12 protein-coding genes are annotated in these 13,195 nt (G+C 32.1%); 9 read left to right on the forward strand and 3 right to left on the reverse strand.

Annotation, left to right across the window (positions count from 1 at the left end; all coding sequences use genetic code 11):
- Together AC23MC_RS03015 and AC23MC_RS03020 are read left to right on the forward strand one after the other, a co-directional pair.
- Entirely contained in the window at positions 1 to 918 is a 918-nt protein-coding gene (locus AC23MC_RS03015) for an alpha/beta hydrolase (RefSeq protein ID WP_487566951.1), read from the forward strand.
- Positions 919 to 1,060: 142 nt separating this feature from the next.
- Positions 1,061 to 2,848, forward strand: coding sequence for an SPOR domain-containing protein (locus tag AC23MC_RS03020; protein ID WP_487566952.1), 1,788 nt, complete (start codon positions 1,061 to 1,063; stop codon positions 2,846 to 2,848).
- Positions 2,849 to 2,918: 70 nt separating this feature from the next.
- Here AC23MC_RS03020 and AC23MC_RS03025 read toward each other — a convergent pair whose 3' ends face one another.
- Positions 2,919 to 3,170 carry a type B 50S ribosomal protein L31 gene (locus AC23MC_RS03025; RefSeq protein WP_487566953.1) on the reverse strand — a complete coding sequence of 84 codons (252 nt, stop codon included), beginning with the start codon at positions 3,168 to 3,170 and terminating at the stop codon, positions 2,919 to 2,921.
- Positions 3,171 to 3,401: 231 nt separating this feature from the next.
- On the opposite strand from AC23MC_RS03025, the gene AC23MC_RS03030 reads away from it, so the two are divergent.
- The 7 genes from AC23MC_RS03030 to AC23MC_RS03060 all read left to right on the forward strand — a co-directional run bounded on the left by AC23MC_RS03030 (position 3,402) and on the right by AC23MC_RS03060 (position 9,968).
- Positions 3,402 to 3,929 carry a DUF4199 domain-containing protein gene (locus tag AC23MC_RS03030; RefSeq protein WP_487566954.1) on the forward strand — a complete coding sequence of 176 codons (528 nt, stop codon included), beginning with the start codon at positions 3,402 to 3,404 and terminating at the stop codon, positions 3,927 to 3,929.
- Positions 3,930 to 4,889 (forward strand): glycosyltransferase family 2 protein, encoded by a 960-nt coding sequence (locus AC23MC_RS03035; protein ID WP_487566955.1) that lies wholly within the window; start codon positions 3,930 to 3,932, stop codon positions 4,887 to 4,889.
- 39 nt (positions 4,890 to 4,928) lie between these two features.
- Positions 4,929 to 5,420 (forward strand): ORF6N domain-containing protein, encoded by a 492-nt coding sequence (locus AC23MC_RS03040; protein WP_487566956.1) that lies wholly within the window; start codon positions 4,929 to 4,931, stop codon positions 5,418 to 5,420.
- A 4-nt stretch (positions 5,421 to 5,424) separates the two neighbouring features.
- Positions 5,425 to 7,152, forward strand: coding sequence for a phospho-sugar mutase (locus tag AC23MC_RS03045; protein ID WP_487566957.1), 1,728 nt, complete (start codon positions 5,425 to 5,427; stop codon positions 7,150 to 7,152).
- Positions 7,153 to 8,979: an ABC transporter ATP-binding protein gene (locus tag AC23MC_RS03050; protein WP_487566958.1), complete on the forward strand. Its 1,827-nt coding sequence runs from the start codon at positions 7,153 to 7,155 to the stop codon at positions 8,977 to 8,979.
- Between the two features lie 62 nt (positions 8,980 to 9,041).
- The gene (locus tag AC23MC_RS03055; RefSeq protein ID WP_487566959.1) at positions 9,042 to 9,233 is read left to right on the forward strand and encodes a hypothetical protein; all 192 of its coding nucleotides are present in this window, start codon (positions 9,042 to 9,044) and stop codon (positions 9,231 to 9,233) included.
- 33 nt (positions 9,234 to 9,266) lie between these two features.
- Complete coding sequence (locus AC23MC_RS03060; RefSeq protein WP_487566960.1) at positions 9,267 to 9,968, forward strand: hypothetical protein; 702 nt, start codon at positions 9,267 to 9,269, stop codon at positions 9,966 to 9,968.
- Here AC23MC_RS03060 and AC23MC_RS03065 read toward each other — a convergent pair.
- Both AC23MC_RS03065 and AC23MC_RS03070 read right to left on the reverse strand, forming a co-directional pair.
- Positions 9,965 to 10,687 carry a hypothetical protein gene (locus tag AC23MC_RS03065; protein ID WP_487566961.1) on the reverse strand — a complete coding sequence of 241 codons (723 nt, stop codon included), beginning with the start codon at positions 10,685 to 10,687 and terminating at the stop codon, positions 9,965 to 9,967. The genes AC23MC_RS03060 and AC23MC_RS03065 overlap by 4 nt on opposite strands.
- 42 nt (positions 10,688 to 10,729) lie before the next feature.
- Complete coding sequence (locus AC23MC_RS03070; RefSeq protein ID WP_487566962.1) at positions 10,730 to 13,195, reverse strand: TonB-dependent receptor; 2,466 nt, start codon at positions 13,193 to 13,195, stop codon at positions 10,730 to 10,732.

Below are 13,195 nucleotides of genomic sequence, written 5' to 3' on the forward strand. Positions count from 1 at the left end.
ATGAAAAAAATATTCTTACTACTACTCATTTGCTTGTGTTTTACCTCTGCTATTGCTCAAAAAATAACAGTAAAATATGGACTTTTAGAACTCTATGAAAACTTTGCATCAAAAAATGTGCAACCAAGAAATGTTGGTGTTTGGCTTCCGCAAAATTATTCTCCTAAAAAAAAATATGCCGTTTTATATATGCATGACGGACAAATGCTTTTTGATGCTGGCATAACATTTAATCAAACAGAATGGGGCGTTGATGAATGTTTGACAAAACTCTTCCGCGAAGGAAAAATAAGAAACACAATCGTAGTTGGTATTTGGAACACCAAGGAAAATAGGCATCAAGAATATTTTCCTCAAAAACCGTATGAAAATTTATCTACAGAAGACAAAGAAAAAGTTGGCCTTTCATTAGAAAAAATTGGTTTATCTAAAGAGTTCAAACCAACTTCAGATAATTATTTAAAATTTATTGTTGAAGAATTGAAGCCTTTTATAGACAATGCCTATTCCACCTTTAAACACAAAGAAGCCACTTTTATAGCCGGTTCAAGCATGGGCGGGCTAATTTCGTTGTATGCCATTTGTGAATATCCTCATATTTTTCAAGGTGCAGCATGCATATCAACACATTGGCCGGGAACTTTTGAGGCAGAAAACAACCCAATTCCGGAATCTTTTTACATTTATTTAAAAGAAAAATTACCTGAGCCAAAGAATAATAAAATCTATTTTGACTACGGTACTGTTGATCTTGATGCAATGTATCCACCCTTACAAGCCAAAGTTGATGAAATTATGCAATCAAAAGGTTTTACTAAAGAAAATTGGACAACTCAAAAGTTTGAAGGCGAAAATCATTCTGAAAATGCATGGAAAAAGCGACTACACATTCCAATGGAATTTTTACTCAAAAAATAAAAATCCATTTTTAAATTTATATTTATGATATTTTTTTGTTGAAAAAAGTTATTAAATAGGAATGTTAAAAAATAAATTAACTTCAAGAATTAAACGTGTTATAAATTGCTAAATTAGTTTACTTAAATTAGTTATGAGCACTATGAAAATTACACAGAAACTTAATCCATTACTTTTTTGCCTTCTATTACTATTTCTCTTTAATGGCGAAAATAGTTATTCGCAACTCGCAGTTCCATTTAAAGTTCGCTATCAATCATATGTAAAAGGTGATATGACTGTTATTTCTAATACAATTGTGAATCGAAAAGATAATAGAAATTCTACTTCAGACCCTTACAACGACATCACAGAAATTGCAAAATTAAATGATCAATTTGAAATGAATTACATTGATATTGACAATGATAAATCAACTTTCAGCTCAAGCTCGGCAGAATTAAATTTAGAAAATTCATCTTCAAAAAAAATTAAATATGCGGGTTTATATTGGTCTGCAACTTATAAATATGATACAGGAATTAGAGATAAAAAATGGAATTATGTTGCGGTAGATAACAACAGAGCTTCCGTAAACGAAATTAAATTAAAACTTCCCGGTCAAAATGAGTACATCAACATTAATGGTGATATTATTTTTGATGGTCTTACTGAAAAAAATTTTAAAGAAAGTGCTCCTTATGCGGTTTATGCCGATGTTACAAAACACATTCAATCTCTTCAAAATGCAAATGGAGAATATACCGTTGCAAATATTCGAGCTACTCAAGGTATAATTAGTGGCGGTGTTGCAGGTGGTTGGACATTATTTTTAGTGTATGAAGATGAAACAGAAACCGGTAAATTTATCACTTCGTTTGATGGTTTTGTTGGAATTACGGCCAGACCTGTAGAAATATTATATTCGGGATTCAGCACTCTTCCTGAAGGAAAAGTAAATGCAAAACTGGCAGGATCTGTTTTAGAAGGCGATAGAAATTTAGTTGGTGATCAATTGGAAATTAAATCCGGAGAGAGTAAAAATTACACTTTATTGAGTCATTCTTTAAAACCGATTGATAATTTCTTCAATAGTACGATTGTTATCAACGATTCCTATTTTGAAAATAGAAAACCTAATAGCATGAACACATTGGGTTTTGATACTTTTTTAATTCCTATTGAAAATGAAAACAATTCAGTTATTCAAAATAACAGTTCAAAAGTTTCTTTAAAATTAAAATCCTCCGGCGATCGCTATTCAATGTTTTTTAGTGCTTTTAATGTAGAAGTACAAGATCCTGCAAGTGAAGTGGAACAATTAATTTCGAGTCCTGAAACTACTTCTAAAATTGTAAAACCTTCTGTTTCTGAAATGTTAATTAATGCGATGCCATCGAACGTAATTAATAATGAAGAAAAAAAGGTAGCAGAAGTTGGTCAACCGGATTCGACTCAACAAACAATTGCCAATACTGCATCTGAAAAGAAAAACAGCGAACTCACTCCGGAAGAAATAAAAGCAGAAATGGAAAAACTTTTGGTGGACGAATCTTTCAAAGCAACTGAAACCAAATTTTACAGTATTCGCGACATGATTAAAGAAAGTGAAAAATTAAATGCTGAAATTGATGAAAGTAAGTCAAAAAAAAGAAGCACTGTTTTGCCGGGAGCCGATGTTTTAATCCCTAATCAACCCAAAGGATATTATGTGGTTGCCAATGTTTTTGCAAAACCAAATAACGCAGAACGATTTGAAGCTAAATTAAAAAAGAAAGGATTAGATGCTCAAATTTTATATAATCCAACAACAAATTTAAAAAGTGTTTATATTGGAAAATTTGGAACTTGGTCTGATGCAATTAAATTCTATTATTCCAATGCAGAAGGAAACTACCATGATGAATTATGGATTATGTTAGTCAATACATCAACAGGAACAATTTTATAAAAAATTACAAAACCCCTAAAAACAAAAAATCCCGATTGCTCGGGATTTTTTTATTATTTGTAGCGAGAACTTATTTAGTTCTGCTAGCGTATTTAGTTTTGAATTTATCAATACGACCTGCAGTATCGATAAGTTTAGATTTACCTGTATAAAATGGGTGAGATGTTCTTGAGATCTCCATTTTAAACACCGGATATTCAACTCCTTCGTGTGTAATTGTTTCTTTTGTTTCAACAGTAGATTTAGTGATAAAAACATCTTCATTAGACATGTCTTTAAAAGCAACTAATCTGTAATTTTCTGGGTGAATTCCTTTTTTCATTTTGTGTAAATCTTTTTCTTATTAATGGTTGTGCTTCTTTTTGCGGCTTTTCAGTTAGAAAAGGTATAAACGAGACACAACTTTTTGTTTATACTTTTTGAACGTGCAAATTTACAACTATTTTTCAATATTCAAACCTTTCAAATACATTTTTTTAAATTCTTTTAAACTTTGATTTTCCTTACCATATTTGTAATATTACTATATTTGTACATTAAATACTTTAAATTTATGGAAAACATTATCAAAAAGAACGGTTCAACTTATGGTTTGATTTTAGGAATAATTTTAGTTTTGTTTACCACCGTCATGTATGTGGTTGATTTATCATTATTTACAAGTACTTGGGTTGGAATAGTCAATTTTGTTATTATAATTGGTTTTGGAATTTATACTTCAATTGTAAATAAAAAAGTACTAAAAGGTATAATGACATACAAAGAAGCCTTTTTAAGTTTCATTCTACCTATAATTATAGGAATGGCGATATATGTTTTGTATAATATTCTTTTATTTAACGTAATTGACCCGGAAGCTAAAGGAGTCATCACTGACAACATTGTTAAAATGACAAGAGACATGATGTCTAAATTTAATGTTCCAGCCGCAGATATCAATAAAGCAATTACAGAAATTGAAAATAAAGACAATTTTGGACCTTGGCCTCAAATTCAATCGTATTTTTTTATGATTGTTTTCTATTCTGTTTTAGGTTTACTAGTTGCCTTAATTTTTAAAACTCCTTCGAATAAAGAATAAATGAATTTATCCATAGTTATTCCATTACTTAACGAAGAAGATTCAATTCGAGAACTTCATGATTGGATTGTGCTTGTCATGAATTCCAATAATTTTAGCTACGAAATTATTTTTATTGATGATGGTAGCACAGACAATTCATGGAATGTAATTGAATCACTATCTACTCAAAATCCGAACGTAAGAGCTATTCGTTTTCTAAAAAACTTCGGAAAATCGCAAGCTCTTCATGCCGGATTTGCCAAAGCTCAAGGCGATGTTGTGATTACGATGGATGCTGATTTACAAGACAATCCAGAAGAAATTCCGGAATTATATGATTTAGTTTTAAATCAAAATTTTGATTTAGTTTCCGGTTGGAAGAAAAAAAGATATGATTCTATTGTTTCTAAAAACTTACCATCTAAATTATTCAATTGGGCTGCCCGAAAAACTTCCGGTGTTCAATTGAATGATTTTAATTGTGGACTAAAAGCGTATAAAAACCTTGTAATTAAAAACATAGAAGTTTCAGGTGAAATGCATCGCTACATTCCGGTTTTAGCCAAAAATGCCGGTTTTTCTAAAATTGGTGAAAAAGTAGTGAAACACCAAGCAAGAAAATATGGCGAAACCAAATTTGGAATGGAACGTTTTATCAATGGTTTTTTGGATTTAATTACCATTTGGTTTTTGTCAAGATTTGGAAAACGACCGATGCATCTATTTGGTGCTTGGGGAGTTTTGATGTTTATTATCGGATTTTCTACTGCAGGTTACATCGGAATTTCAAAATTATACCGATTATATAATAATTTGCCGTATGATTTAGTCACCAATAGTCCGTATTTTTATATCTCATTAACAACTATGATTATTGGAACACAATTATTTTTAGCCGGATTTTTAGGAGAAATTATTTTACGCAGTAAAGAATCAAGCGAAAATTATAAAATTTCAAACGAATTAAATATGAACTAAAAAACTCAACGCCATTTAAAATTAATAAACGCCATAATCATGAAATTAGAAATTATTCAACAACAAATCATAGAGTTAAGAGGTCAAAAAGTAATGCTCGATTTTCATTTAGCCGATTTATATGAAATCGAAACAAGAACTTTAAAACAAGCCGTCAGAAGAAATAGTGATCGATTTCCTGACGATTTTATGTTTGAACTCAATGAAAGTGAAATACAATATTTGGTGTCACAATTTGTGATACCATCAAAAAGCAAATTAGGTGGTGCCAAACCTTTTGCTTTTACAGAACAAGGAGTTGCAATGCTTTCAAGCGTTTTAAATTCTGATAAAGCCATCGCTATAAACATTGCCATTATGCGAACATTTGTTTCACTAAGGCAATTTGCACTGAATTATAAAGATCTAAATGATAAAATAACTGAAATAGAAAAACAATTTCCTGACATCTATAAAATTTTAAATTTTTTAATGGATAAAGAAAATTCAACTTCATCGAAAGAACGAAATAAAATAGGATTTAAAAAATAAGAATATGAATATTCCACAAAACATTTTAGACAAAGTAAACGAATGGTTATCTCCTGTATTTGATGCAGAGACGCACAAAATAATTGAAGAAATGATGACTTCTTCGCCTAAAGAATTAGAAGAAAGTTTTTATAAAAATCTAGAATTCGGAACCGGTGGTATGCGAGGAATAATGGGTGTTGGAACCAACAGAATAAACAAATATACGCTTGGAAAAAACACACAAGGTCTTTCGGATTATATTTTAAAATCGTTTCCTAAAGAACAAACCAAAGTTGTAATTGCCTACGATTGTCGTCATAACAGCGACACATTAGCCAAAGTGGTTGCCAATGTTTTTTCAGCCAACGGAATTAAAGTTTATTTATTTTCGGCTTTACGCCCTACTCCTATTTTATCGTTTGCCTTAAAATATTTAAACTGTCATGCCGGAATTGTTTTAACCGCATCACACAATCCGCCGGAATACAATGGATACAAAGTCTATTGGCAAGATGGCGGACAATTAGTTCCACCACAAGACGAGGAAATCATCAAATTAATTGAAGAATTAAACTACAGCGAAATCAAATTTTCTGCCAACGAAGATTTAATAGAATATATTGATACGGAGGTGGATCAAGCTTTCATTAAATCATCTATTGAAAATGCTAGTTTTAACACGCCAAAAGAAGCGAAAGAAAATTTAAAAATCGTTTTCACTTCGTTACACGGAACTTCAATCACATTAGTTCCTGAAACATTGGCAAAAGCAGGTTACACGGATGTCAATATCGTGAAAGAACAAGAAGTTCCCGATGGAAATTTTCCAACCGTAAAATCACCAAATCCCGAAGAACCGGAAGCTTTATTAATGGCAACCGATTTAGCCGAAAAAATAAATGCTGATATTGTCATTGGAACCGATCCTGATGGAGATCGATTGGGAATTGCCGTTCGAAATTCTGAAGGAAAAATGACGTTATTAAACGGAAACCAAACCATGGTCATCATGACCGCCTTTTTATTGGAGCAATGGAAACGTGCTGGCAAAATCACAGGAAATGAATTTATTGGTTCTACAATTGTATCAACGCCAATGATGACAGAAATTGCTTCAGGTTATGGTGTAGAATGCAAAGTGGGATTAACCGGATTCAAATGGATTGCCAAAATGATAAAAGATTTTCCTAACCAAAAATTCATTGGTGGTGGCGAAGAAAGTTTTGGTTACATGGTGGGCGATGCCGTTCGCGATAAAGATGCTATTGCCGCTACCCTACTCGTTTGCGAAGTAGCTGCTCAAGCAAAAGCCGCCGGAAGCACGTTGTATCAAGAACTTTTAAACTTATATGTTGATTTCGGATTTTATAAAGAATATTTAATCTCTTTAACCAAAAAAGGAATTAAAGGAGCAAATGAAATCAAGCAAATGATGATTGATTTACGTGAAAATCCTTTGAAAGAAATTAATGGACAACGAGTAGTTTGTGTAGAAGATTATCAAAATTCAACTGTTTTAAATTTATTTACCAATGAAATAGAACCATTACATATTCCAAAATCGGATGTGTTGATTTATTATTTGGAAGACGGAACAAAAATCTGTGCCCGCCCAAGTGGAACTGAACCGAAAATTAAATTCTATTTTAGTGTGAATGAACCGTTGGATTCCATAGAAAATTTCAAAAAAGTGGAAGCTAATTTAGATCAAAAAATTAAAAACATCGTAGCAGAAATGCAGTTAAACTAAATGAATTATTTCAAAAAAATATTTCGCTTTGCGAAGCCCTACAAAAAATACATGTATCTGAATATTTTCTTTAATATTTTGTATGCATTATTCAGTGCAATTTCTTTTGTAGCTCTCATTCCTATGCTTACCGTTTTATTTAAAGAGGATAAGAAAATATATGAAAAGCCTCAATACAATGGTTTGTTGGAATCGAAAGATTATCTTGAAAACTACATGAGTTATTTCATCACAACAAACAATGAAACGTATGGTTCACAATACACACTTTCGTTGATGATTATTGGAATAATTACTCTTTTTTTATTGAAAAATCTCTTCAATTATTGGGCTATGTATTTCATTACATTTCTCAGAAATGGTGTTTTAAAAGATATTCGAAATGCCATGTATAAAAAAACGGTAGAACTTCCGTTGAGTTTCTTTTCAGAAAAAAGAAAAGGTGATTTAATGGCACGAATTTCTTCGGATGTATTAGAAATTCAACATTCCTTTCTATCTGTTTTAGAATTGATTGTGAGAGAACCTCTTACAATTATTTTTACCATCGGAATGATGTTTTTTATCAGTTCTGAATTAACAATTTTTGTTTTTATTTTTATTCCTGTTTCCGGAATCATCATTTCTCGAGTTGGAAAATCATTAAAAAAACAATCAGATCGGGCTCAACAAGAACAAGGCTTTTTTCTGTCCATCATCGAAGAAACGTTGGGTGGTTTAAAAGTTATTAAAGGTTTTAATTCTGAAGTTTACTTTGAAGACAAATTCAAAACTTCAACAGAAAAATTTTATAATTTATCAAACAAAATATTAAATCGCCAAAATCTATCTTCACCCATGAGTGAATTTTTAGGAATTTTGGTTATTGGTATTTTACTATTATATGGTGGAAATTTAGTTTTGGTTGAAAAAACCTTGTCTGGAGCTGCATTTATTTCCTATATGGGATTGGCTTACGGTGTTTTAACGCCAGCAAAAGCAATATCTAAAGCTTCATACGGAGTTAAAAAAGGAAATGCCGCAGCAGAGCGAGTTTTAGCAGTTTTGGAAGAAGAAAACCCAATTACTAGCAAACAAGGTTCTGTTAAAAAGGAAAATTTTGAAAATGAAATCTCGATTGAAAAAATCAATTTTAGATATGGAGAAGAAAATGTACTTAAAAACTTTTCATTAAAAATTCCGAAAGGAAAAACGGTTGCTTTGGTTGGACAATCCGGAAGCGGAAAAAGCACCATTGCTAATTTGTTAACACGTTTTTATGATGTAAATGAAGGAAGTATCAAAATTGATGGAACTGATATTCGTGATTTTAATCTACAATCCTTGCGTGGTTTAATGGGCTTAGTAACCCAAGATTCAATCTTATTTAACGATACCATCAAAAACAATATTCTTTTAGGAAAGCAAAATGCAACAGATGATGAAATCATTGAAGCCTTGAAAATTGCAAACGCCTATGAATTTGTGAAAGATTTACCAAGCGGAATAAACACAAACATTGGTGATGCGGGTGGAAAATTATCCGGCGGACAAAAGCAACGTCTTTCTATTGCAAGAGCCGTTTTGAAAAATCCACCGATTATGATTTTGGATGAAGCTACTTCTGCACTAGATACCGAAAGTGAAAAATTTGTGCAAATTGCTTTAGAAAATATGATGCAAAATAGAACTTCAATAGTTATTGCTCATCGCCTATCAACCATTCAAAAAGCAGATTTGATTGTTGTAATGCAAAAAGGCGAAATAGTCGAGCAAGGAACGCACGATGAATTGTTGACCAAAAACGGAATGTATTCTAAACTAGTTATGATGCAGTCTTTTGAATAGGTTGAAAGTTACGGGTTACGAGTTGCGTGTTGATGAAAATAATTAATCTTAACAAAAATAAAATGACAAGAACAACTTTCACAATTATTTTCATGCTAATTGTCGGAATATTCCTTTATACAATGGTTCATTTTGAAAAATTGGATTTGCTTGGGAAATTTAGTTTTATTCTAATTTTAGCTGGCTATACTGCCGGACAATATTCAACAAAATTTCCTAAAGAAAAAGAAAAATCGAATAATCCAAAAATCTAAAAAATCTAAAAATCCAACAATCTAAAATCCAAAATGTTCATCCATAATCCAACAATCAACCTTCCTGAAGATCCGGACACTATTGTTTGGAAATACTTGGATTTGTCTAAGTTTTTGGATTTGTTGCTTTCAAAGAAATTATTCATGTCGCGATCGGATAAGTTTGAAGACCAATATGAAGGAACTTTTAGCGAACCCACTTACGAAGAAATTAGAAAAATTGCCGAAAACAATCCGAAGTTTTTAGATTATTATAAATCGCATCGCGAAAAAATTGTCATCAGTAGTTGGCATATAAACGAATACGAATCGTTTGCCATGTGGCAAATTTTTACCAAAAACAATGAAGGTTTGGCAATTCAATCTACTGTAAAACGTTTACAAGAAGCTTTGAAACCCGAAAGAAAAACCGAACAATTTATTGGTGAAGTAAATTATATCGATTATAAAAAAGAATATATTCCTTTTGATGATACCTTTTTCCCTTTCTTATTTAAACGAAAAAGTTTTCAATATGAAAGAGAAGTTCGAATTATCTCTGATGTTACTCAAAATAATATTTCAGTAAATGAAGGTGTAAAAATCGACGTGGATATTCATCAATTAATTGAACGAATCTACATTCATCCCAAATCTGAAAACTGGTACAAAAATTTGGTCATTCAGTTAATGGAACAACTCGGTTTTAATTTTACGATTGAAAAATCAGATTTAGAAAGTGATATTCTGATTTAATTAAATGGTTTGTATTCGTTTAATTTCCATTCTGCGTCCATCAAATCTACAAAGTAGTAAAAAACAGCATCATCTTTATCAAAATCCCCATTTTTATTAGAGTCTTGAATTGTTCTAATATACAAACGATTTTTGACTTCCATTAAATTCCAATCTATTAACTCTTGAAAATCGGGTGTAATTTTGGTAAAATTATCTCCTGAAATATCGCTGATATAAAGCGATCTGATATCATTAGCATCTAATTTCCCATCTCGATTGGTATCCATATCCGAAATAGAATAAACTAAAATATGCTTCTTTGATTTTTGAGCAAACGTATTCAAATACGTCGCCGTTTGAATCACCATCGATTTATCTGTCAATGGCTTAGAATTCAATGAATCAATATGTTGAATGTAAATATTTTTTAAAAAACCGGTAATTTCAAAACGATTATAATTCGAAACTGCATAGCTCACACGACTTGTACTGGAAGAACCATAACTCATTTTAGATTTGGTGTCATACACTCTCACCTCACCAACCGGATGAAGTAAATAGGAAGTTCCATCCATGTGCACAGGAAGATCGGCCACTCTTATTTGAGTCGTATCAACTTTGGCTTCCACCTTGGTTGCCGACTCTTCATAAATAACTTTAGGCTTTTCTTCTTCTTGCTCTTTGCAACTGAATAAAACCAAAACCACCAAAAAACTATAATTGAAATTGAAACGCATACAAAATAGAGTTATGTTTCAAAGATATAAAATTTAATCAGATTATAACCTCGCTGTTAACTTCAAATTAAAAACTCTAGTAGTCATATAATTTGGTACACCATATTGGGTTTTTGTATAAACATCTCGAACCCAAGTGTTTGTAATTGCATTTTGATTATTAAACAAATTAAATATCTCTAAACCTAATGATAAATCTTTAAAACGTTTTAGCCAATGACCGTCTGGTTTCAACTCATTCTTTTCCGTCAAAACATATTGAAAACCGATATCTGCTCTTCGGTAATCACGCAAACGCAATTGATAATCATACGGATCGGCATAGGAAGGCGAACCTCCAGGCAAACCAGTGTTGTAAACCAAATTCAAATACATTTTTAAACTTGGAATATTTGGAACATAATCCTGAAATAAAATACCAAACTTCAAACGCTGATCAGTTGGTCGGGCAATAAAACCTTTGTCTTGATAATTTTCTTCTGTTTTTAAATAACCAAAACTAAACCATGATTCGGTTCCCGGAACAAACTCTCCGTTTAAACGCATGTCTAAACCATACACATACGCTTCTGCTTCATTATCAGCAATGTAACGAATACGAACATTGTCTAATGTATAGGTATTTACGTCGGTTAGATTTTTATAATACAATTCACTTACCAACTTGAATGGTCTGTCCCACATTTTAAAACTGTAATCATTACCAGCCACAAAATGAATTGATTGTTGGGCTTTTACATTAGGTCGAACTTGTCCGTCAAATCCGCGAAGTTCTCTGTAAAAAGGTGGTTGATGATATAATCCTCCAGAAACTCTAAAAACCATATCTTTTTCCCATTCCGGTTTAATGGCAAATTGAGCTCTTGGACTAAATACCATTTGGCTTTTTCCATCTAAATCATCGCCTGAAACTTGCCATTGATGCATACGCACTCCTGCATTGTACCAAACTTCACTAGAACCTAAATTCGATTTTCTACTCCATTGAGCATAGCCAGAAAATCGATCTATTGTTGTAAAGTTCGTAGCACGAACACTTTGAAAAGGAACCAAAGGTCCAACATACGGATTATAAGGTTGGTCGTTTACAGGAAAATCACGTGGTGGATTAATAGAAAATCCCGCAGAATCAATAACTTCCCATTCTACTAAACGATCACGAATATCTTCTTTGGTATATTTTAATCCCCATTCAAACGCATTTTCATTGAGTTTATGAAAACCTTTTACTTCTGCATTGATAATTAAAGCATCTAAATCATTTCGTCCGTGATTCAATTGAGTTCCGATTCCACGATTAAATTTTACATCACCAAAAGTTTCCGAACCGATGTTACTATCAACTTCTCCTAAAAAGTAAGCAGCAAAAATATCAAAATGCTCTTGCTCTTGCGTGTGATAAGCCGATCCGATGAACTTTAAAGTATTGTTATCATTGATATTGTAAGACGTTTTTAACGCCCCAAACAACGTTTGATACTGGTCTTTTTCTTGTCCGTCATAAAAAATTTGCAACGCAATTGGTTCATCAATAGTTCCAAAATTGGTTTGACGAGTCAACGGTTCATAGTTGTATTTATTTTGAGAAATATTTCCTAAAAATCCAAATTGCCATTTCGTATTTGGCGTAAAGGTCAAATATGTTTGCACATCTGTAAATGTTGGACGAAAGTTAGATTCCGTTTCCTGACTATTTACCAACAAACTGTTATCTCGGTAACGAACTCCGGTAATATTAGCCCATTTTTGATTTTTGCTCACGCCTTCTACTGTTAAACTTCCACCTAAAAAACTGGCTTCTAAAGCGGCTGCATAACGAGTTGGAATTCGGTATGTAATATCTAAAACCGACGACAATTTATCACCATATTTTGCCTGAAAACCTCCGGCAGAAAAGTCAACGTTTTGCACCATATCGGTATTGGTAAAACTCAACCCTTCTTGCTGACCGGAACGAATTAAAAACGGACGGTAAATTTCAATTTCATTGACATACACAAGATTTTCATCATAATTTCCACCTCGAACGGAATATTGTGTGCTTAATTCGTTGTTGGAATTAACTCCTGGCAATGACTTTAATATATTTTCAACTCCGGCATTTGCTCCAGGAATTGTTCTGATAACGGCGGGTTCAATTGTAGTTATTCCTTCTACCCTTTTTCTGTTTCCGGCTGTAACAATCACTTCACCTAATAAATCTTCAGAATCACTCATTTGAAAATTATATTCATAATCTTCATTGGTTTTTAATTCTAATCTAAGCGTAGCTTTTTTTAGAGAAACATGCGTAAAAACAAGCGTTATTTTTTGGTTTGCAGGAATCGTCAAGGCATAAAAACCATTCACATTTGTGGTAGTTCCTTTATCTTGGTAATTGATATTTACACCTTCAACCGGATTATTATTTTTATCTAAAATGATTCCTTTTATTCTGGCTGTTTGTGCATTTGCAGCAAATCCGATGCAAAAAAGCATCAATGCCACTATAAATTGTTTTGTTTTCAA

This window comes from Flavobacterium sp. T50_26, assembly GCF_057652995.1.